At 64.1% G+C, this 22,118-nt stretch carries 18 protein-coding genes; 15 read left to right on the top strand and 3 right to left on the bottom strand.

Translation table 11 applies throughout. From position 1 onward, the window contains the following. Positions 1-33 precede the first annotated feature (33 nt). On the top strand, positions 34-2,289 hold the full coding sequence (gene ligA, locus ABD742_RS15755; protein ID WP_372460918.1) for an NAD-dependent DNA ligase LigA: 2,256 nt from the start codon (positions 34-36) through the stop codon (positions 2,287-2,289). Further along, positions 2,286-3,113 (top strand): inositol monophosphatase family protein, encoded by an 828-nt coding sequence (locus tag ABD742_RS15750; RefSeq protein WP_234750796.1) that lies wholly within the window; start codon positions 2,286-2,288, stop codon positions 3,111-3,113. Before ligA ends, ABD742_RS15750 begins: the two co-directional genes overlap by 4 nt. A 61-nt stretch (positions 3,114-3,174) precedes the next feature. Here ABD742_RS15750 and ABD742_RS15745 read toward each other — a convergent pair whose 3' ends face one another. After that, the gene (locus ABD742_RS15745; protein ID WP_234750795.1) at positions 3,175-4,530 is read right to left on the bottom strand and encodes an LLM class flavin-dependent oxidoreductase; all 1,356 of its coding nucleotides are present in this window, start codon (positions 4,528-4,530) and stop codon (positions 3,175-3,177) included. A gap of 299 nt (positions 4,531-4,829) precedes the next feature. Between ABD742_RS15745 and ABD742_RS15740 the strand changes: the two genes are divergently transcribed. After that, complete coding sequence (locus ABD742_RS15740; protein WP_234750794.1) at positions 4,830-5,342, top strand: GNAT family N-acetyltransferase; 513 nt, start codon at positions 4,830-4,832, stop codon at positions 5,340-5,342. Between the two features lie 57 nt (positions 5,343-5,399). Then, positions 5,400-5,780, top strand: a complete 381-nt coding sequence (locus tag ABD742_RS15735) for a RidA family protein (protein ID WP_234750793.1) — start codon at positions 5,400-5,402, stop codon at positions 5,778-5,780. Positions 5,781-5,856: 76 nt separating this feature from the next. Here ABD742_RS15735 and ABD742_RS15730 read toward each other — a convergent pair whose 3' ends face one another. Together ABD742_RS15730 and ABD742_RS15725 are read right to left on the bottom strand one after the other, a co-directional pair. Beyond that, on the bottom strand, positions 5,857-6,531 hold the full coding sequence (locus ABD742_RS15730; RefSeq protein ID WP_234750792.1) for a response regulator: 675 nt from the start codon (positions 6,529-6,531) through the stop codon (positions 5,857-5,859). Beyond that, positions 6,528-8,327 carry a sensor histidine kinase gene (locus tag ABD742_RS15725; protein WP_234750791.1) on the bottom strand — a complete coding sequence of 600 codons (1,800 nt, stop codon included), beginning with the start codon at positions 8,325-8,327 and terminating at the stop codon, positions 6,528-6,530. The genes ABD742_RS15730 and ABD742_RS15725 overlap by 4 nt, the downstream gene beginning before the upstream one ends. 227 nt (positions 8,328-8,554) lie before the next feature. Here ABD742_RS15725 and ABD742_RS15720 point away from each other — a divergent pair, with 227 nt between their 5' ends. The 11 genes from ABD742_RS15720 to ABD742_RS15670 all read left to right on the top strand — a co-directional run bounded on the left by ABD742_RS15720 (position 8,555) and on the right by ABD742_RS15670 (position 22,081). Beyond that, a complete protein-coding gene (locus tag ABD742_RS15720) occupies positions 8,555-10,024 on the top strand; it encodes a CitMHS family transporter (protein WP_234750790.1) in 1,470 nt (489 codons plus the stop codon). Positions 10,025-10,287: 263 nt separating this feature from the next. Beyond that, on the top strand, positions 10,288-10,584 hold the full coding sequence (gene gatC, locus ABD742_RS15715; RefSeq protein WP_234750789.1) for an Asp-tRNA(Asn)/Glu-tRNA(Gln) amidotransferase subunit GatC: 297 nt from the start codon (positions 10,288-10,290) through the stop codon (positions 10,582-10,584). A gap of 4 nt (positions 10,585-10,588) precedes the next feature. Beyond that, positions 10,589-12,154, top strand: coding sequence for an Asp-tRNA(Asn)/Glu-tRNA(Gln) amidotransferase subunit GatA (gatA, locus tag ABD742_RS15710; RefSeq protein ID WP_234750788.1), 1,566 nt, complete (start codon positions 10,589-10,591; stop codon positions 12,152-12,154). Continuing rightward, a complete protein-coding gene (gene gatB, locus ABD742_RS15705) occupies positions 12,154-13,662 on the top strand; it encodes an Asp-tRNA(Asn)/Glu-tRNA(Gln) amidotransferase subunit GatB (RefSeq protein WP_234750787.1) in 1,509 nt (502 codons plus the stop codon). The genes gatA and gatB overlap by 1 nt, the downstream gene beginning before the upstream one ends. A gap of 262 nt (positions 13,663-13,924) precedes the next feature. Beyond that, on the top strand, positions 13,925-14,542 hold the full coding sequence (locus tag ABD742_RS15700) for a DUF5666 domain-containing protein (protein WP_234750786.1): 618 nt from the start codon (positions 13,925-13,927) through the stop codon (positions 14,540-14,542). Between the two features lie 82 nt (positions 14,543-14,624). Beyond that, positions 14,625-15,629 (top strand): LacI family DNA-binding transcriptional regulator, encoded by a 1,005-nt coding sequence (locus ABD742_RS15695; protein ID WP_234750785.1) that lies wholly within the window; start codon positions 14,625-14,627, stop codon positions 15,627-15,629. Between the two features lie 259 nt (positions 15,630-15,888). Continuing rightward, complete coding sequence (locus tag ABD742_RS15690; protein WP_234750784.1) at positions 15,889-17,211, top strand: extracellular solute-binding protein; 1,323 nt, start codon at positions 15,889-15,891, stop codon at positions 17,209-17,211. Then, a complete protein-coding gene (locus ABD742_RS15685) occupies positions 17,208-18,158 on the top strand; it encodes a carbohydrate ABC transporter permease (protein ID WP_234750783.1) in 951 nt (316 codons plus the stop codon). Before ABD742_RS15690 ends, ABD742_RS15685 begins: the two co-directional genes overlap by 4 nt. Continuing rightward, the gene (locus ABD742_RS15680) at positions 18,151-19,113 is read left to right on the top strand and encodes a carbohydrate ABC transporter permease (protein WP_234750782.1); all 963 of its coding nucleotides are present in this window, start codon (positions 18,151-18,153) and stop codon (positions 19,111-19,113) included. The genes ABD742_RS15685 and ABD742_RS15680 overlap by 8 nt, the downstream gene beginning before the upstream one ends. Before the next feature lie 51 nt (positions 19,114-19,164). Then, entirely contained in the window at positions 19,165-20,886 is a 1,722-nt protein-coding gene (locus tag ABD742_RS15675) for a DUF4091 domain-containing protein (protein ID WP_234750781.1), read from the top strand. 10 nt (positions 20,887-20,896) lie between these two features. After that, positions 20,897-22,081, top strand: coding sequence for a Gfo/Idh/MocA family protein (locus tag ABD742_RS15670; protein ID WP_234750780.1), 1,185 nt, complete (start codon positions 20,897-20,899; stop codon positions 22,079-22,081). Positions 22,082-22,118 lie beyond the last annotated feature (37 nt).

The raw sequence follows: 22,118 nt of genomic DNA, 5'->3' as shown, positions 1-22,118 counted from the left end.
TGTTTTGTCGCGGCTTTGCGGCAAGATAGGTACGTGAGCACAGCAGAGAGCGAAACCGCAGTTCCAACGGAAGCCGTACGGGAAGAGTACGAAAACCTCGCAGACCTCGTCCGCAAGTACCGCTATGCGTACTACCAGGAAGATGCGCCGACGGTTTCGGACGCCGAGTTCGACTCCCTCTACCGCCGCCTTGAGGAGCTCGAGGCCCTGCATCCCGAGCTTGTGTCCAACGATTCGCCCACGCAGGAAGTGGGCGGCGAGGTGTCGGCTGCTTTCGCCGCCGTCGAGCACCTTCAGAGGATGTACAGCCTAGAGGATGTCTTCTCGCTGGACGAGTTGGAAGCGTGGGTCCGCAAGGCCGAGGCTTCAGTCGAAAAGCTGGGCACGGCGGCTTCCCGCATTGCGTGGCTGACGGAGCTGAAGATCGACGGCCTGGCAGTGAACCTGCTCTACCGCGACGGCAAGCTGGTCCGTGCCGCCACGCGCGGCGACGGAACCACGGGCGAGGACATCACCCACAACGTGCTCACCATCAAGGAGATCCCGCGCCAGCTCAGCGGCAGCGGATTTCCCTCCGAGGTGGAAATCCGGGGCGAGGTCTTCATTCCGTCCAAGGCTTTCGCTGAATTCAACGAAGCGCTGATCGAGGCCGGCAAGGCGCCGTTGGCCAACCCCCGCAACGCCGCGGCCGGCTCCCTGCGCCAAAAGGACCCCGCGGAAACGGCCAAACGTCCGTTGCGGATGTTCGTCCACGGCATCGGGGCACGCGAAGGCCTTGACTCCACCAGCCAGTCGGAAACCTACAAGCTGCTGGAAGAGTGGGGCTTGCCGGTCAGCCCCTACTTGAAGGTCCTGGACTCCTTCGAGGAGGTCCTGGACTTCATCAAGCACTTCGGCGAACATCGGCACGACCTCCTCCACGAGATCGACGGCATCGTGGTCAAAATCGACGACTTCGCCACGCAGCGTGCCCTCGGTTACACCTCGCGGGTGCCTCGTTGGGCCGTTGCCTACAAATACCCGCCGGAGGAAGTCCACACCAAGCTGCTGGACATCCAGGTCAACGTCGGCCGCACCGGCCGCGTCACTCCGTACGGGGTGATGGAACCGGTCAAGGTGGCGGGATCCACCGTGGAGATGGCCACTTTGCACAACCAAGATGTGGTCAAGGCCAAGGGCATCATGATCGGCGACATCGTGGTGCTGCGGAAGGCCGGCGATGTCATTCCTGAGATCGTCGGGCCGGTATTGGCTCTGCGTGACCAGCAGGATCCCCCCGTGCGTGAGTTCGTGATGCCCACGGAATGCCCGTCCTGCCACACGCCCCTGGCTCCGGCGAAGGAAGGCGACGTCGATATCCGCTGCCCCAACGCGAAGTCGTGCCCGTCCCAGCTGCGTGAGCGTGTCTTCCACGTGGCCAGCAGGGGCGCCTTCGACATTGAGGCACTCGGGTGGGAAGCGGCCATTGCCCTCACCCAGCCTGCCGAACCGGAAACTCCGCCCCTGCGCAGCGAGGCGGCCTTGTTCAGCCTCACACCGGAGGATCTCGCCGAGGTGCGCATCCACCGCGAGAAGCGCTCCAAAGGCGTGGGCACGGGAACGTTCGAACTCGTGCCCTACTTCTATTCCAAGGCCACCGCCAAGACCCCTTCGAAACCCACAGCCACGACGGACAAACTGTTCAAGGAACTCGAGAAAGCCAAGACACAACCCCTCTGGCGCGTCCTCGTTGCCCTGTCCATCCGGCACGTCGGCCCCACTGCGTCCCGGGCCCTGGCCACGGCCCTTGGGAGCATGGAAGCCATCCGCGCCGCCTCCGAGGAGGAGCTGGCCAACGTTGACGGGGTGGGACCGACCATCGCCGCGGCACTCAAGGAATGGTTCGCCGTCGACTGGCACCAGGAAATCGTGGACAGCTGGGAAGCTGCCGGGGTGCGCATGGTTGACGAACGCGAAGCCGGCATCCAGCGGAACCTGGAAGGCCTCACCATCGTGGTGACGGGCTCCCTCCCCACGCTGAGCCGGGACGAAGCCAAGGAAGCCATCATCATCAGGGGCGGCAAGGCAGCCGGCTCGGTTTCCAAGAACACCAGTTACGTCGTGGCCGGGGAGAACGCAGGCTCCAAGCTGGACAAGGCTGAGCAGCTCGGCATCCGGGTGTTGGACGAGGATGGCTTCAAGGCATTGCTCGACGGCGTCCTGGAACCCGCCGCGGGCACGGCTCCGGATGATGAAGACGCAGCCGTTGCCGTGGCGGTTGCTTCGGCGGAAACGGACGCCGCCGAATGACGGCCGATGTTTTGGAGCTTCTCGCTGTCGCCCGAGCAGCTGCTGCGGCAGGAGCGGAGGTGCTCGCGGCCAGGCCTGCCGGCCCCAACTCGGCGGGGAACCTCGGCGTCGTGAACAAAGGCGACGCCGGCGACTGGGTGACGGCCTTCGACGTCGCGGCGGAAAACGCTGTGCGGGGCGCCATTACCACGGCCCGCCCGCACGACACCATCACGGGCGAAGAGCACGGCACCACCCGGCCCGAGCAGCCCAGTGGCTACCGATGGTCCATCGACCCCTTGGACGGCACGACGAACTTCATCCGGAATATCGTCTACTACGCCACGTCCGTGGCCGTTGCGGATGCCGACGGCGTCTGGCTGGCCGGCGTCGTCAACGCCCCGGCGCTGGGACGGATCTATTCGGCGGCACGCGGCCACGGAGCGTGGCTTGAGGAAAACGGGCAGCGCACCCAGCTGAGTGGACCGCTCCTTGGCCGCACCGGGCTGATCGTTGCCTCCGGGTTCAGCTACGATCCCGCCACGAGGGCCGAGCAGTTCGCGGGGCTCGGGAACCTCATGGAAGGCTTTGCCGACCTCCGCCGGCTCGGCTCCGCCGCGTTGGACCTCTGCCTCGTGGCCGATGGAACCCACGACGCCTTCGGAGAGCGCGGGCTCAACGAACACGACTACGCGGCGGGCGCCTTGATCGCCGAGGAAGCCGGATGCTGGGTCCGCCGCCCACGGCTGACCAGCCCGCTGGACGGCGGCCCCACTGACGCGGACCGTTTGGAAGCGTGGACCTGCGCGGGAACCCTTGAGTTGTCGGGCAAGTTCCCGCTCTAGCTCCTGCCTCTGGCGCCCGCCCGTCAGGCGCCTGTCGCCTGCTTTCGGTCCCCTGTGCCCGTCAGGCGCCTGCCGAGGCGAGCGACCCCACCGCTGAGAAGCGATTCGCGGGGCGTTCCAATCCGTAGTGTTCCCGCAGCGTGCTGCCCGTGTATTCGCTGCGGAACAGGCCCCGCTGGCGCAGCACCGGCACCACCTGGTCAACAAAGGTCTCAAGTCCTGAGGGCAACACTGCCGGCATGATGTTGAAACCGTCGGCCGCCCCGTTTTCGAACCATAGCTGGATCGCGTCGGCCACTTGCTCCGGGGTTCCCGCGAAGGTCAGGTGGCCGCGGCCGCCTCCCAGCCTGCCGATCAGCTGCCGTACCGTGAGCTTCTCGCGGCGGGCCAGCTCCACAATGAGGGTATAGCGGCTCTTGGCGCCTTCGATCGAATCCTCGTCCGGGAGATCCGCGGGAAGCTGACGGTCCAGCGGCAGGTCCTCAGGATCCACGCGGAGGGTATTGGCAAGCTCGGCCCTCGCGTATTCGGGCCGGATGAGCTCGTCCAATTCGCGTTCCAGGCGGAGCGCTTCGGCTTGGGTGGGGGCAATCACCGGGACAATTCCCGGCAGGATCTTGAGGCTCTCAGCCGTCCGGCCAAGTTCGACGGTCCGGGCCTTGAGATCTGCGTAGAACGCCTGTGCGTCTTCCAAGGTTTGCTGGGCGGTGAACACGGCCTCGGCATACCTCGCCGCCAGGCCCTTGCCGTTCTCGGAAGAGCCCGCCTGGACAATCAGGGGATGGCCCTGGGGTGAGCGCGGCACATTGAGCGGTCCGCGGACCCGGAAGTGCTTGCCGACGTGGTTGATGGGCCGGACCTTGGCTGAGTCTGCCCAGATGCCGCCTTCCTTGTCCGCAAGCACGGCGTCGTCCTCCCAACTGTCCCAGAGCTTCGCGGCCACTTCCAGGAACTCGGCTGCCCGTTCATAGCGGGCGGCGTGGGCGGGCTGATCGTCTATGCCGAAGTTGCGTGCTGCTTCCGGCCCGGCTGTGGTCACCACGTTCCAGCCCGCCCTACCGCCACTGACGAAGTCCACCGAAGCGAAGCGCCGGGCCAGGTTGAAGGGATCGTTGTACGTGGTAGACGCCGTGGCGATGAGGCCGATCTTTTCGGTCGCAGCCGCAATCGCGGTGAGCAGCACCGTCGGTTCCAGCTTGCCCGCAGGACGGCGTCCGACGTCGCCGAAGATCACGGGCGAATCGGCGAAGAAGATGGAGTCGAACGTGCCGCGCTCGGCGATTTGTGCGAGGTTTTGGTAGTGCCGGATGTCGGTGCTGGCGCGCGGGTTGCTTTCGGGCAGGCGCCACGAAGCCTCGTGGTGGCCGGTGCTCATGAGGAATGCGTTGAGGTGGAGTGTGCGTTGCTGGGGGCTCATGCGGGGTCCTTTCGTTGTGTCCTGGCCGCCAATCAACCACGCGACACCCGCCCCGCGCCAGCACCGCGAAACCTTCCCGCAACAGCAGGAAACCGGGCTTCACAGCCCGAAACCGGACTCAATCTGGAGCCACGTGAAGCAATGTTTGAGGCGCCCCCGATGCGCGCTCACTTATGTGGGGTTTTCCTCCGACGCGCGCTCACTTAAATAAGAGCGAGCGTCGGGTCAAGGGTGATAGTTCGGTCACGGAAACGCCGGTTTGGCACCCCGGCCCCCGAGGACGCGACTACCATGGATCAGTGCATTCGCAGATTACCGTCCGTCCCGCCCTGCCCGAAGACTACGACGCCGTAGCCCGTATCACGATGGCGTCTTACGTGACCGCTGGCTACTACGGCAGCCCGGACCACCCGTACCTGGAGAAGCTGCGCGATGTGGCCGGCCGTGCCCGGTATGCCGACGTTTTCGTCGCCGAGCGGGATGGTCACGTCATCGGCTCCGTCACGTCAGCCAAGGCCGGAGGCGACTTTTCGGACATTGGCCTTCCGGACGAACTCGAAATGCGCACCTTGGTAGTTGATCCGGATGTGCAGCGCTCGGGCGCGGGACGCGCCCTCGTTCAGGCGGTAGTCGACCAGGCCCGCTCCATGGATGGCATCAACGCCGTTTCCCTCACGACGGGCGCCACGTGGGAAAGCGCCAATGCCCTCTACGCCAAGACCGGATTCGAGCGCGAGCCGGAGCGCGATTGGTTTGTTCCCGGGACCGACATAAAGCTGTTCGTTTACCGGCAGGATGTCCGCCAGCCATAAAGTTTCCTCGTAAACCCCGGTCATCGGGCCGGGTGCGGAAACTGAGAAAGGCGCGGCATGCGCAAGACATTCGGCACGGGCTCGGTCTGGGAACAGACCCTTGGATACTCCCGTGCGGTCCAGGTGGACAACACACTCTTCATTTCGGCCACGGCGGCGTCCGGGCCTGATGGCATAGTCGGCGACGACTTCTACTCGCAGACCAAATACATCCTCGAAAAGCTGGGTGCGGTCCTGGCCGACGCCGGGTTCGCCTACGAGGACGTCGTGCAGTCCAAGCTCTACCTGACCGACATCAGCAAGTGGGAAGACGCCGGCCGCGCGCACGGCGAAGTCTTCGGCGAGATCCGTCCCACCCTTTCCCTGGTCCATGTCCTGCCGTTCCTCGACCCGGAAATGCTGGTCGAAATCGAACTGGTAGCCCAGAAAAGCGCCTAAGAAGCCCAGCTGACTCGCAGTAGATGCCGTTTTGACGCCTCATAACGGCATCTACTGCGAGTCAGTTGGGTGGGGACTACTTGGGGGAGAGCCGCGCGGGGACGCCGTAGCGATGTTCCGGGCGGCCGGTGCTGCCGTAGCGTAGTTGGATCTCGACGGCGCCATCGTCGGCGAGCGAGGACAGGTACCGTTGCGCCGTGGCGCGCGAGACGCCCACCCGTTCAGCTACTTCCGTGGCCGAGTATTGTTCCCCCGGTGCCAAGGATTCCAGCACGGACGCTTCGGTCGCCGAACGCGGCTTTCCCGACGGCGCCACGTCGCCGGCGACGAGCGCCCGCTTGGCCCGTTCGATCGTGTCCTGGTCCACAGCGTGCTGCTGGCCGAGGATCCGCCGGTATCTGGCATATGAACGCAGTTGCTGCGACAGAGATTCAGCGGTGAACGGTTTCAAGAGATACGCCAAGGCCCCCCGGCGCAGGGCTGTCCTGATGGACACGGCGTCGGAGGCCGCGGTCAGCATCATGGCATCCACATCGAGTTGCCCCAGCAGATCCAGGCCGGAACCGTCGGGTAGATAAACGTCCAGCAACACGAGATCCGGCCGAAGGCTATGGACGGATTGCAGCGCCTGCGCCGTGGATCCCACCGGGGCCAGGGCAAGGAAACCGGCCACGGAGCCGACGTAGGCGGCATGGAGCTTGGCGACGTGGAAATCGTCATCCACGATCAACACCCTGAAGTCTTCGCTCATTGGTGTCCTTCCTTGCGTTCGGCGGCTGCGGAGGGTTCGGCTGCTGCGGATGGTTCCGTTCGCGGGGCATCGTCCGGCGTGCCGGTCACCTTCGGCATCGTGGCCATGAAGACGGCGCCTGGACCGCCGGGCGAGCCAGGTTCCAGGACTCGCACATCGCCACCGCGACGGCGGGCGAGTTGCCGGACCAACGCGAGCCCGAGTCCCTGCCCACCTGCCTTGGCGGTACCGCCGTCGGCGGCCTCCGCCGTCGTGAATCCTTCCACGAAAACCCTCTCGGGCTCGACGCCGCCGAGGCCGTCGCCGGAGTCCGCGACGACGATGTGCAGCGTGCCGCCGTCGGGCCCCGGTTCGTCGAGCAGCTCAAGTTCCACCCAGCGTTGCATCGAAGAGCCGGCGACGGCGGCGTTGACGGCGTTGTCGATCAGGTTGCCTAGCACTGTGGTGACGTCCTGCGGCTCGGTGACGTGCTCCCGCACCAGGGTCTCCGGGCCGATCCGCAACGCCACCCCTCGCTCGTCCGCTTCCACGCTCTTCGCGCCGACGAACGCCTGCAGATAAGGATCCTGGAGGAGCTCGGCTTGCTGCACGGGAAACTTCAGCGGCCCGGTGGCGGAGATCCTGGCGAGATAGTCCTTGGCCTGGCCGTGTTGGCCGATGCTCATAAAACCGGCGATCGTATGGAGCTGGTTCGCGAATTCGTGGCGTTGGGCCCGGAGCGCGGCGGACATGGTGCCGACGGCGTCGAGCTGGCGTGTCAGCTGCTGCAGCTCGGTGCGGTCCCTGAGCATGACCACCCAGCCGAGATCCTCCTTGCGGTGCAGCGCCTTGCGGGCGTTTGCAACCAAGACCCGGCCGCCCGCAACGATTTCCACGGCTTCGGCGTCGTGGGCTGAGGGTTGAGTGAGGGCCTTGAGCTGCGCCGGGACCGCGGCCCTCTCCCAGTCCGTGCCGGTCAGGACATGTCCATCGGTGCCCGCCGTGGCGGGGGAGCCGGGGGGTCCAGATGCTTCCGGCATGCCCAGCAGTCGTCGGGCCGCGGCATTGAAGACCGTGATGCGGCCATCGGCGGAAATGCCGATCACGCCGTCGTCCACGCCCTGGAGCACGGCAACCTGGTCATGTACCAGGGTGCTGATTTCTTCGGGTTCGAGGCCCAGGGTCAGGCGCTGCAAACGACGGCGCAGGAGGAAGGACGCCAGGACGCCGGCAACCAGGGAGCCCGCGGCGGTGAACGCAATGGGGACGATGTCCTCGGCAAGGCTTTGGCCGAGAGACTCCATGGAGTAGCCGACGCTGATCTCGCCCACCACCGTCACTGCCGAACCCGGCGCGTACACCGGAACCTTGGCACCCGCGGACGGTCCCAAGGTTCCGGTGTTCCGGGTGGTGACTTCCTTCCCGGACAGGGCATCCGAGGGGTCAGTGCTGACCCGTTCGCCGAGCCGGGCTCGGTCCGGGTGCGCCAGCCGCAGGCCGGTCTCGTCCGTGACCACCACGAACAAAGCACCAGTCCGGCTCCTGGCAGCCTCGGCAGCGGCTTGGATGGGCCCGGCCGCGAGAACCGTGGCGGGCGGGGTTCCGGACTCTTTGCTGATGGCTTCGACCTGGGAGCGGATCACCGGATCCGAGGCCACCGTTCGCGCCAAAGTCAGCGCCTGGTTTTCCGCCTGCGTGCCGATCCGCCCATAGACGAGCCACGCGTGGACGGTGCCGCTCAGCAGCACTACCAGGAGGACGACGCCGAGCTGCAGTAGCAGTGTCTGCGTCGAGAACCGCAGGGCAAGCCTGGGCATCCTGCCTCCTTCCGATGGGGAACGGCCGGCTGGAGCGGGGCAAGCAGCGGCGCTTTACTTCAAGGTCTACCTCTCCATTGAAGCATTGAGCACAATGAGCAAAATGCTCTCAATCAGCACTATGTCCATCAAATCCCACAAACACCCCGCTGTGAGCGCCGCCACTATACGTTCTGTATCGCGCATCACATCGACGTGATGCCGTTCACTGTAGTAAGGAGCCGGCTGTGCTGGTATTGCTTGGATTCGCAATGATTGCGGTGTTCATGGTCCTGATCATGACAAAGAAGTTGACACCCGTTCTGGCGCTGATCATCGTTCCTACCATTTTCGGCCTGTTTGCCGGTGCCGGTCTTGGCATCGGAAGCATGGTGATGGACTCGATGAAGTCCATGACGTCCACGGCCGCCCTCCTGATGTTCGCGATCGTGTATTTCGGACTCATGATCGACGTCGGCCTGTTCGATCCGCTGGTGAAGTTCATCCTCCGCAAGCTGGGCAACGACCCCGCCAAGGTAGTCCTGGGCACCGCCATCCTCGCTGCCGCAGTGTCGCTCGACGGCGACGGCTCCACGACCTTCATCCTGACCACCGCGGCGATGCTGCCCGTCTACCTCCGGTTGAAGATGAGCCCCGTGGTCCTGACCTGCGTGGCCGGCCTGGCCAACGGCACCATGAACATCCTGCCGTGGGGCGGTCCAACGGCCCGCGCGGCCACCGCCCTCAAGATCGATGTCAATGACGTGTTTGTTCCGATGGTGCCGTCCCTCATTGCGGGCCTCGTCGTCGTCTTCGTGTTCTCCTGGCTCTTGGGCCTGCAGGAACGCAACCGCCTCCGCGCCATCGCCCCCGAGATCTGGGGCGATGTCGCCGACGCCGGTGACGTGTTCGAGGGCGGCACGCACCGCGGCGGTACTGGCGCCGGATCCTCGGGCCGCGGTTCCGGCCCGGGCCGCACCGCTAGGCCTGGCACCGGTGGAGGCGCCGGCGTCGGACTCCTGGAAAGCACCGAAACCCTCGTGGACCTCGCCGACACCGGCTTGACCGCCACCGCACTCGATCCAAACCGCAAGACCCTGCGCCCGAAGCTCTTCTGGTTCAATCTCGGCCTGACCGTCGCTGTCATGGTCATGCTCGTGGCCAACCTTGTGCCGTTGCCGTATGTCTTCATGGTGGGTTCCGCCATCGCGCTGCTGGTGAACTTCCCCAAGGTCAAGGAACAGGGCGCGCAGCTGGTGGCCCACGCACCGTCCATCGTGGCCGTGGTCAGCATGGTCATGGCGGCGGCTGTCCTGACGGGTGTCCTCAACGGCACCGGCATGGTCAAGGAAATGTCGGCGTGGCTGGTCCACATCATCCCCGCCGAGATGGGTCCGTTCATGGCAGTCATCACCGGCCTGCTCAGCATCCCGATGACGTTCTTCATGAGCAACGACGCCTTCTACTTCGGCGTCCTGCCGGTCCTGAGCGAAACCGCCGCTCACTACGGCATCAGCGGCGCAGAAATGGCCCGGGCCTCCATCACCGGCCAGCCCTTCCACCTCCAGAGCCCCCTGGTCCCGGCGATCCTTCTTCTTGTCTCCCTTGCCAAGGTGGAACTGGGAGACCACCACAAGAAGGTCCTGTGGCGCACGGCAGTCATCTCAGTCGTCATGCTCGCGGTAGGCATGCTGACGGGAGCAATCGGCATCGGGTAGTCCTACTAAATAAACAAACGAGACAGCAAAGTGCGAATGGTCCGCGCTCTGCTGTCTCGTTTGTTGTGGGACAGAAACGGCAACGTCGGGCACACCGGCGACGGGACGGGCATCCGGAAGCGTGCGTCTAAGCGAGGAACGAGCGAGCACGCGGAGGATGTCCGGTCTGGTGCCGGAAGGCGACCAAGGTTGCGTCGCAGAGGAGCGTGTCCAACCAACGTAGACTAGTCCGGAAAACCATTTGAACTTTGCAGGGGAGATCCATGGCTGCGATCAACCGTGACGACGTCGCGCATCTTGCGCGTCTGGCTCACATTGAAATGAGTGCCGAAGAGCTGGACAGGATGGCCGGCGAACTTGCCGTCATCGTGGATTCGGTGAAGTCCGTCAGCGAAGCCGCCGGGGATGACGTCCCGGCTACGTCCCACCCGATTCCGTTGAGCAACGTGTTCCGTGAAGACGTCGTGGGCCACACGTTTACGGCTGAGCAGGCGTTGTCAGGGGCTCCGGATTCCTTCGAGGGCCGCTTCAAGGTTCCGGCAATCCTGGATGAGGCCTAAGCGAATGACTGAATTGAACAACTCCGAACTCATCCGCCTGTCCGCAGCACAGTTGGCCGCCAAGCTGGCCGCGCGTGAGGTCACGTCCGTTGAGGTCACCCAGGCGTACCTGGACCGCATCGCACTGGTAGACGGCGGGGCTGATGGCATCCATGCTTTTTTGCACGTCAACACCGAAGAGGCGCTCGCCGTCGCCGCCGAGGTGGACGCGATCCGCGCCGCCGGCGGTGCTGAAGCCGAAGCGCTGCACGAGCTCGCCGGCGTACCCATCGCCGTCAAGGACCTCATCGTCACCATCGGCCAGCCCACCACAGCCGGTTCCAAGATCCTCGAGGGCTGGCACAGCCCCTATGATGCCACCGTCATCAAGAAGCTGCGCGCAGCGAAGATGCCCATCCTTGGCAAGACCAACCTGGACGAATTCGCCATGGGGTCCTCCACGGAACACTCGGCGTACGGCCCCACCCGCAACCCGTGGGACCTGGACCGCATTCCCGGGGGCTCCGGTGGTGGCTCCGCGGCCGCCGTCGCAGCTTTCGAGGCTCCGCTGGCCCTCGGCACTGATACCGGCGGATCCATCCGCCAGCCCGGCGCCGTCACCGGCACGGTCGGCATGAAGCCCACGTACGGTGCCGTTTCCCGTTACGGCGCCATCGCCATGGCGTCTTCGCTGGACCAGATCGGCCCGGTTTCGAGGACCGTGCTGGATTCGGCCTTGCTGCAGGAAGTCATCGGCGGGCACGACCCCTTCGACTCCACCTCGCTGACGGACCCCTTCGACACCCTCGTTGCCGCAGCCAAGACGGGCAACGTCACGGGCATGAAGATCGGCATCATCAAGGAACTCCACGGCGAGGGCTACCAGGCCGGCGTCGAGAACCGTTTCAACGAGTCCCTTGAGCTGCTCAAGGAGGCCGGCGCGGAAATCGTCGAGGTTTCCTGCCCCAACTTCAATTACGCGCTGGGCGCCTACTACCTGATCATGCCGTCCGAGGTTTCCAGCAACCTGGCCAAGTTCGACGGCGTGCGCTACGGCTTGCGGGTCCTGCCCCAGGACGGCCCCATGACGATCGAACGCGTCATGGCAGCTACCCGGGCCGCCGGTTTCGGCGATGAGGTCAAGCGCCGCATCATCCTGGGCACCTATGCCCTGAGCGCCGGCTACTACGACGCCTACTACGGTTCGGCGCAGAAGGTCCGCACGCTCATCCAGCGTGACTTCGACGCCGCGTTCGCGCAGGCCGACGTCCTGATTTCGCCGACGGCTCCCACCACAGCCTTCAAGCTGGGGGAGAAGCTGGACGATCCGCTGGCCATGTACCTCAACGACGTCGCCACCATCCCGGCGAACATGGCCGGTATTCCCGGCTTGTCCCTGCCTGGCGGCCTGGCCGACGAAGACGGCCTGCCCGTAGGCATCCAGCTGCTGGCGCCTGCCCGCGAGGACGCCCGCCTGTACCGCGTGGGTGCCGTCCTTGAATCCTTGCTCGAAGAGAAGTGGGGCGGCCCCTTGCTGGACCGTGCGCCCGTTCTCGGTTCCAGCTCCACCACCGCCGGAGGTTCCAACTGATGTCTACCGACGCCATCCTCAGCTTCGAAGAGGCCATGGAGAAGTACGATCCCGTCCTTGGCTTCGAGGTCCACGTGGAACTCAACACCAAGACCAAGATGTTCTCCTCCGCCCCGAACGTCTTCGGCGACGAGCCGAACACCAACGTCAACGAGGTGGACCTGGGCATGCCCGGCGTCCTGCCCGTGGTCAACAAGACGGCAGTGGAGTCCTCCATCAAGATCGGCCTTGCCCTGAACTGCAAGATCGCCGAGTACTGCCGCTTCGCCCGGAAGAACTACTTCTACCCGGACACCCCGAAGAACTTCCAGACGTCCCAGTACGACGAGCCCATCGCGTACGACGGATACCTGGACATCGAACTCTCGGACGGCACGGTATTCCGCGTCGAGATCGAGCGCGCACACATGGAAGAGGACGCCGGCAAGCTCACCCACATGGGTGGTGCCACGGGCCGCATCCAGGGTGCCGACTACTCGCTGGTGGACTACAACCGTTCCGGTGTTCCGCTCGTGGAAATCGTCACCAAGCCGATCGAGGGCGCAGGCAGCCGGGCACCCGAACTCGCCAAGGCCTACGTTGCCGCAGTGCGCGAAATCGTCAAGAACCTCGGCGTTTCCGACGCCAAGATGGAACGCGGCAACGTCCGTTGCGACGCCAACGTCTCGCTGCGTCCGCACGGCCGCGAACGTTTCGGCATCCGTTCCGAGACGAAGAACGTGAACTCGCTGCGCGCCGTCGAGCACGCCGTCCGTTACGAAATCCAGCGCCACGCTGCCGTTTTGGACTCCGGCGAGCCGGTCATCCAGGAAACGCGCCACTGGCACGAAGACACGCGCACGACGACGTCGGGCCGGGCAAAGTCCGACGCCGACGACTACCGCTACTTCCCGGAGCCGGACCTCGTTCCGGTCCTCGCGTCCCGCGAATGGGTTGAAGAACTCCGCGCCACGCTGCCCGAGCCGCCCGCGGCCCGCCGCAAGCGGCTCCAGGCCGACTGGGGCTATTCGGACCTCGAGTTCCGCGACGTCGTGAACGCCGGCGTCATGGACTCCATCGAGGAGACCATCGCCGCCGGTGCGAGCGCCTCCGTGGCCCGCAAGTGGTGGATGGGCGAGATCGTCGGACGCGCCAAGACGGCCGACGTCGATCCCTCCGAACTCGGCGTCACGCCGGAAACCATCGTGGAGCTCAACAAGCTCGTCGAGGGCGGAAAGATCAACAACAAGATGGCTTCCCAGGTGCTCGACGGCGTCCTCGCCGGCGAGGGCACCCCGGCGGAGATCGTCGAGAAGCGCGGCCTCGCCGTCGTGTCCGACGACGGCCCCCTGCTGGAAGCGATCGACGCCGCACTGGCGGCCCAGCCCGACGTCGCGGAGAAGATCCGCAGCGGCAAGCTGCAGGCCATCGGTGCGATCGTTGGCGGAGTCATGAAGGCCACCCGTGGGCAGGCCGACGCCGGCCGCGTCAAGGAGCTGATCCTGGAGAGGCTCGGCGTCGAAGGCTAAGGCCCACATCCTGACCCAACTAGTCCCCACCGCCTCCCTAACCTCGCTTCGCTCGGCCAGGGAACCCTGGCGGCGTGGGCCCAGGCCTCTCCCAACTAGGTCGCAGTTAATGTCGTTATGAGCCGTCAAAACGACAACAACTGCGACCTAGTTGTGTCTGGATCCACAGCCGTCACACAGCTTCAAGGGTCATTATGGAGTCATCAGTTCTTTGCTGCCCGCCCCTTACCGGCCCGGGGAGGAGCGGAGAAAGGATTCTGCCATGTCCACCATGACTCCGGGGCTTCGCAAGGCCCTCATCGCCGGCGGTATCGCCGTCGTCTTGAGCGGCGGTGGTGTGGCCGCGGTCTGGGCTGCCGGCCAGATCATCCCCGCGTACGTGGTGAGCGCGACGCCGACAAGTACGGCATCGCCTGCCACTCCGTCGCCCGGGGCTACTTCGCCCGCTACCCCGTCGCCCGGTAAGGCCCGGCCGTTCCCCGTACTTCCACGCGGCTTCGCGGGCCCGGGGATCCACGGCGAGTTCACGGTCAAGAACAACGACGGCACCTACACGACCCTGGTGACGCAACGTGGCGCCGTGCAGTCAGTCAGCGATTCGAGCATTTCCGTGAAGAGCGATGACGGCTTCACGCAGAGCTATGCGATCACATCTTCTACCACCATCGTCAGGTTCCCCGCCGCCGGAACAGGCACGCAAGGCCGGAAGCCATCGCTTCAGACCATCAAGGCCACCGAGCTGAAAGCGGGCGACACCGTCGCAGTCTCAGGTACGAAGAGCGGCACCACGGTCACGGCCACAAGGATTGTGGGGGGTACCTTGCCCGCAGCGCCCAATGGTGGCGGACGGCGGCTGGGCTACGGGAGCGTCTCTTCCTGACCCTGCGCCCGGTCGTCTGGCTATGATGCTACTACCGCCGAACCGCGCCCGAGGGTCGGCGTCTTAGCCAAGAAGGAGACGAATGCGCCCCACGATCAAGTCCGTGGCGGCGGCAGCCGGGGTTTCGACGGCGACTGTGTCCTACGTGCTTTCAGGCAGGAGCGGCAAGGACGGAAGCAGGAGCGGGTCCGGGGTGGCCCCCGCTACCGTACTGCGGGTTCAAGAGGCTGCCCTGGCCCTCGGATATCGCCCCAACCAATCGGCAAGGGCGATCCGCACAGGACGAACGAACCTGCTCATGTTGTCGCTGACCATGATCTCGGATCCGTGGGCACTGGATGTCAGCCGCGCTGTTGGTACGGCTGCTGCCCAACGTGGCATTACGCCTATGATTCTGGCGGATACCGACTGGCGGGTGGCACTGAAACGGCAAAACGCGGACGTGACGTTCATCGACGGCGCCGAAGAGCCCGGGGACGCCGAACTGCTGGCGCAGGCGGCGAGGTTGCAGCGCTTGGTGGTTTTCAGCGACACCATGGAACCCGAGGGATTCGACGTCGTGCGGCCCTTGGCCGGCTCGTCTTGCGAACAGGCAGTGGATCACCTCACCGCGCGGCACCACCGGGTGGGTTGCCTGATCTCCTCAAGGCATTCGATGAGCACCCTGGACATCCGCTTGGGCGCCTACACCCGTGGCCTGGCCAAGGCCGGCTTGGATTACCGGGACGACTACGTGGAAACGTATGACCGCGACGGGCTCAGCGCCTTCGATGCGGCGCTGCGACTCCTGCAGCGGGCCGACCGTCCGACCGCGATCTATGCGACCACCGACTTCGCGGCGATAGCCGCCATCCATGCGGCCCAACGGCTGCAACTTCGCATTCCCGAGGACGTTGAGGTGCTCGGTATCGGCAACACCACTGAAGGCGAGCGCATGACGCCGTCGTTGACCACCGTTGGTCCCGAGGGATTTTTCGATGGCTTGGCCGCATTCCTGCTCGACCGGGCAGAGAATCCCGACGCGCCCGCCGGCATTCTGGAATTCCCCTGGAAGCTCATCGTGAGGGACTCAGCTCCCTCGGTGTGAACCCGGCACCCTCGGCGTGAGCCCGGGCTATCCCCGCGGTAGGCGAGACACGTGGGCGATGATCAGGCGACTCGCCTTCATGCACTTTGATGACGTTTTCTGCCCGTAAAAGTTAAAGAAAGATCATTCAGAATCTTGCCTTTAAACGATTAACATGATGTGATCAACTGCACAACACCAGTTGGGTTGGCTGTTCGCCGAATGCGGGCCCGCCCCCGAAGGACCGTCGGTCTTCTGACCAAGACATCGGAGAATTCTTATGAACCACAACGTGACCCGCAGGTCATTCCTTTCCTTTGCGGCGGCCGGTGCCGCCGTCGTTTCGCTCGCCGCCTGCGGCGGGAACAGTGCCGCCGGGGGTAGCGCAGCCAAGGCCGCCTACGCCGCTCCCGCCAAGGACCTGAGCGCCGAGCTGAGCTACGCCATCTGGGACGCGGCACAAAAGCCCGCGATGCAGAAAATCGTGGCCGAATTCAACAAGCAATACCCGAACATCAAGGTCACCATCGACGTCACGCCGTCGAAGGGTTCGGCCTACTGGACGAAGATCCAAACCCAGGCAAGCAGCAACACGCTGCCGGACGTTTTCTGGATGAATGGCCCGCACATCAAGCTTTACGCGCAAAACAACCAGCTGATGCCCCTGGACGGCCTGGTGTCCGGCAAAGCAGTGGATACGGCCAATTACCCCAAGGCGTTGGTCGATCTGTACACCGTCAACGGGGCGTTCTACGGGGTCCCCAAGGACTTCGATACCAGCGCGCTCTTCTACAACAAGGCCCTCTTCAAGGAAGCCGGGGTGTCCGAGCCGACGTCCAACTGGACGTGGGACGACGTGAAATCCGCCGGTGCCAAGCTGTCCAAGTTCTATCAGGGCAAGGGCGTCTACGGGTATGCCGGTGACCTCACGGGCGGCCAGACCAGCTACTACAACACGATGATTGAAGCCGGCGGTACCGTCATCTCGACTGACGGCAAGAAGTCCGGATACGACTCGGCCGGCTCAATCGCCGGCCTCCAGTTCTGGCGCGACCTCATCGCATCCGGCGTATCTCCCTCGATGCAGCAATTGACGGACACAGCCTCGAGCGACATGTTCACGTCCAGGAAATTGGCTATGACCATGGACGGATCCTGGACCGTCGGGCCGGCCCAGAAAGCCCTTGGGGACGATCTTGGCATTGTCAGCCTCCCGAAGGGGCCGAAGAGCAACCAGAGCGTGATCCACGGACTAGCCAACGTGATTCCCGCCAATGCGAAGAACCCGGCCGCTGCGCAGGCCTTCGTGGCCTTCCTGGGAACCCAGGATGCCGCCAAGATCCAGGCTGAAACCGGAACCGTCATTCCGGCCTTCAACGGCACGCAGTATGCCTGGGTCAAGTCTGTTCCCTCTGTTGAACTCAGCGTCTTCCTTGAGCTGGCCAAGGATGCTTCGCCCTACCCGGCGTCGGTAAACACGGCCGCCTGGAACGAACTCGAGAACACCTTGCTGCCGCAGGCGTTCGCCGGGACCAAGCCGGTTGCCGACGTCGCCAAGGACCTTGCCAGCCAGATGAATGCCGCGCTGGCCAAAGAATCATGAAAGCCCAGACCCTGACGCCGGCCTCCAAAAGCGGCCGCGCCGCCCAAGCAGCCGGGGATCGCCGCAGAGGAAAATCGAAGTCGGATGGCTGGTGGCCATGGTTGTTCGTGGTGCCTACCGTTGCGGGCATCGGTGTGTTCTATCTTTGGCCGATCGTCCAGACGTTCTACTACAGCTTCACCAAGTGGGGAGTCTTCGGCGGAACCAAGTTCATCGGCCTGGACAACTACGTGCGGATGTTCGCGGATTCCACTATTCCGCAGTCAATCGTCAATACGCTGATCTATACGGTCGTCGTGCTGCTGGGGATTCCCATCGCGGTCATTCTTGCGTCGTTGATCGAGCGTCCCGGACTGCGCTTCGCAACCCTGTACCGGACGCTGTACTTCATTCCCTACATCACCATGCCGGCCGCCGTCGGGATCGTGTGGAGGTTGATCTACAACGGTGACTTCGGACCCATCAACTGGTTCCTGGGCTTGTTTAGGATCCAGGGCCCCTACTGGACATCGACGCCGGGGTTCGCACTGCTCGCCGTGGCTACCGTGGGGCTTTGGATGTCGCTGGGGTTCAACCTCATCATCATCAGCGCGGGACTTCGCGAGATCCCGCGGGAGCTCTTCGAGGCCGCGGAAATGGACGGGGCGAGCCGGGTCCGCCAATTTTTCAGCATTACCGTTCCGTTGTTGACGCCCAGCATCTTCTTCGTCACGATCGTCACCGTGATCAGCGGCTTCCAGCTGTTCGATCTCCTGTACGTGATGATGGGCAAAGCCAACCTGGCGATGCCGCAGACGCAAAGCCTCGTGTACATCTTCTACAACCAGGCCTTCCTGCAGAACGACAAGGGCTATGCCGCAGCCATCGGCATCCTGATCCTGGTCATCATCGCTCTTCTGACCGCTTTCCAATTCCGTGTCCAGAAGAGGTGGGTCAACTATGTCTGAATCGCTGCTCTCCACAAAAAGCGGTGTCGAATCGCGGCAGATCGCTTCAGCAAGGCCATCTCACGCTGGAGGCAAACCCTCGGAACCCGCGGGCCGCGACGGCAAGAACCGCGGCACCAAGAGCCACAGCGCCAAAGGCGGCAAGCAGGGCTCGAACGTCCTGGCACACTGTGTACTGGGCATTGGCGGGTTGGCCATGATCTCACCGCTCCTGTACCAGATCGTCATGTCGCTTTCGACGAACGCCGAGGTCCAAAGCACGCCGCCCACCCTGTGGCCCGGCGTGGTCCAATGGCATAACTTCGCGGACGTTTTCACCTCCATGAATTTCGGTTCACAGCTCTGGGTGACGGTAGCAATCACTGTCATCAGGGTGATCGGCCAGGTGCTCCTATGCTCCATGGCCGGCTACGCCTTCGCGCGGATGCATTTCCGGTTCAAAGGGCTCATCCTGGCCATCGTCTTGTCGATCATCATGGTGCCGTCGCAATTGTTCCTGATCCCGCAGTACCAGATCATCCAAAACCTGGGTTGGCTGAACAGCATCGCCGGTATCGTGGCTCCGGGCATCTTCAGCGCCTTCGGCCTTTTCCTGATGCGCCAGTTCTTCATGGGGCTTCCGGACGAACTCGAAGACGCGGCACGGCTCGACGGTGCCAATCCGTTCCAGATCTTCTTCCGGGTCATGCTGCCCCTCGCGGCAAACGGCCTGTGGGCACTGGTCATCATTACCGTGCTGTGGTCCTGGAACGATCTCCTGTGGCCTTTGGTGGTGACGTCGACGGCGAACGCCGCGCCGTTGAGTGTCGGGCTTTCGAACCTCCAAGGTGAACACGCCAACAACTACCCGATCCTCATGGCCGCATCGCTGATGGCCATGGCGCCAATCCTGATCATGTTCCTGCTCATGCAGAAGCGTGTCATGGCAGGAATCGGCCGCTCCGGACTCAAGTAGAGACTCACGAAGAAACCCACGTAGAGACCCATGTAGGAAAGGATCGAAGCCTTGACGGAACAGAACCCGGTCCAGCCGGACGGCTGGTCGTTCGTGCTGGTGGACTCCTTGGAAAAGGTCTACCCGGACGCTCCACCACGGCCTTTCGACAGGACCATCCCGATGTCCGTTTTCCCCGGCGAGACTGCGTCGGTCCAGGTGGCCCTCAGGCCGCCGATGAAACACGATTTTCGGCTGTCGGGGGCGTTGGAAGTTGCAGTCGATAGTCCGGCGGCGGGGTTTGCCTCCATTTCGCAGGTTGAGCTGGTGCCCTGTTCCTTGGCGGCATTCCCGCAGCATGATAGCGGCTATGACCGGGACACTCCGGGTTTGTATCCCGACCTTTTGAGGCCTGCCCCGGATGGTCTGATCAAGCCCCTCCATGGGCAATGGACGGCTGCATGGATCGATCTCATGGTGCCATCCGCCGAGAACGCTGGCGATCACGAACTCGGGATCTCGGTGCGGGATATGGAAGGCAATACGCTCTTCAGCACCACCATCGATGTCACCGTGCTGCCTGCTCAAGCGCCGGAGCTGGAGATCGTCAACGCCCACTGGTTCCACTGCGACGGCTTGGCGAGCCATTATGGCGTCGGCGTCTTCAGCGAAGAGCATTGGTCGATCATCGATGCCTTCATGGGGTCTGCGGCAAGGATGGGAGCCAACTCCCTGCTGACGCCCACGTGGACTCCGCCGCTCGACACAGCCATCGGGGGAACACGGCTGCCCACCCAGCTGATCGGGATCCGCGAAGATTCCGGCTATCACTTTGATTTCAGCAAGCTGCTGCGCTGGGTGGGCCTTTGTGCCAAACACGGCATCCGGTACCTGGAAATCGCCCATTTGTTCACGCAATGGGGTGCCAAGGCGACGCCGGCGATCTATGTCGAGACCACGCAAGGCCTGGAGCGGCGCTTTGGCTGGGACGTGCCGTCGACGTCGTCCGCTTATCGGGAGCTCATGGCCGGGCTGCTGCCGGCCCTGCGTTCATTCCTGGGAGAGCACTGGTCCCTTGACCGGGTCATTATCCACATTTCCGATGAACCAGCGGGCGCCGAAGCCCTGGCGGGGTACCAACAGGCAAAGGACGTCGTCGCGGATCTCCTGGACGGGCTGACAGTGGTTGACGCCCTGAGCGACTTTGAGTTCTACAGCAGCGGGGCGGTGCCGACACCAGTTGTGGCAAGCGACGGCGTGGCCCCATTCCTGGCGGCCGGGGTGAAGGACCTGTGGGTCTACTACTGCGTCGCGCAGGACACCGGCGTTGCCAACCGGTTCATTTCCATGCCTTCAGTGCGAAACCGGGTGTTGGGCCACCAGCTCTTTGCCCTGGCATGTGCGGGCTTCCTTCATTGGGGATTCAACTTCTACAACACAGCCCACTCGCTGGCGCCCGTCGACCCGTTCAAGGACACCTGTGCCGGAGGAGCTTTTCCGGGCGGCGACGCCTTCGTGGTCTACCCGGGACCGGATGGGGTGCCGTGGGAGTCGATCCGTTACAAGGTTTTCGCTCAGGCCATGTGGGACCACCGGGCACTCTCGCTCCTGGCCAAGCTGGCCGGTCGCGAGGAGGTGCTCGCGCTCATCGATACGAACGGCTCGGGCGGGAGCCTCGCCATGGACAGCTTCAGCTACGACCCCCTTCATTACCGAAGGGTCCGCGAGCTGGTCAATCAAGGAATCGCGCGGCGCGCGGGTCAAACACGCCGGCGCATCAACTTCTCTAGTTAGGAAAGTATTTATGGACCTCAAAGTAGGCATCGTCGGATTCGGCTTGCGGTCGTCACTGTGGCGCCACGCGCACAAGCCCGGCCACGGTTCGGAAGTCACCGTCGTGTGCGATCTGGGCGAGCGCGGCAGGGCGGATGCGGCCGAAAAGATCCCGACGGCGGTAATCACCGACGACTTGGACGTCTTGTTGACCTCCGGCCTGGACGCGGTCCTGGTCCTGACTCCGGACAACCAGCACGCCGCCGTCGCCGTCCGGACGCTCAAGGCGGGCATTCCCACGTTCTGCGAGAAACCGCTCGACGTCACGCTGGAGGCAGCCGACCTTATCCTCCAGACGGCCTTCGACACCGGAACGCGACTCTATGTGGGCCACAACATGCGGCACATGCCTGTGGTGGTGCAGATGCGCGAAATCATCCAGGCCGGGACCATCGGTGACGTCAAGGCAGTCTGGTGCCGGCACTTCGTGGGGAACGGCGGGGACTACTATTTCAAGGACTGGCATGCTCAGCGTGCCAATACCACAGGGCTGCTGCTGCAAAAGGGCGCGCACGATATCGACGTCATCCACTGGCTCGCCGGGGGATACAGCACCAAGGTGCAGGCGATCGGCGAGCTGGCCGTGTACGGGGACGTCGCTTCCCGCCGCGACAACACGGCACGCCGGATGGGAGATTGGTTCTCCGTGGACAATTGGCCCCCCACCGAACAGACGGACCTCGCCGAGACGATCGACGTCGAGGACATCTCGATGATGAACATGGTCCTGGATAACGGGGTGCTCGCCTCGTACCAGCAGTGCCATTTCACCCCGGACTATTGGCGGAACTACACGGTGATCGGCACCAAGGGCAGGATCGAGAACTTCGGCGACGGGGCCGGCGACCAGATCTACGTGTGGACCACCAGGACCACCTCGGGCTTCGCCGAGCCAGACCAGACGGTCTTGGTCCGTGACGGTGAAGGCGGCCATGGCGGTGCGGACCCCTTGCTCATAACGGAGTTCCTGCGCTTCGCCAAGGACGGGGGAACCACGGCGACTTCGCCGATCGCGGCCCGCGAGGCCGTGGCCGCGGGAGTGCTCGCCACCGAGTCCCTCCGCGGCGACGGTTGCGCGAAGCTGGTTCCGGCCTTGCCGGAAGAGCTCGTGGAGTATTTCAACGCAGGCCAGCCGGCCCGGGTCCGGGACCTTTAGCGTCCCAGCTCCCAAGTAACTCGCATTTGTTGTCGTA

Origin of the sequence: Arthrobacter ramosus (assembly GCF_039535095.1) — a bacterium.
GTDB classification, from domain to species: Bacteria; Actinomycetota; Actinomycetes; order Actinomycetales; family Micrococcaceae; genus Arthrobacter; species Arthrobacter ramosus.
Note: the sequence above shows the minus strand (reverse complement) of the source record. Positions and strands in the feature narration are given on the sequence as shown.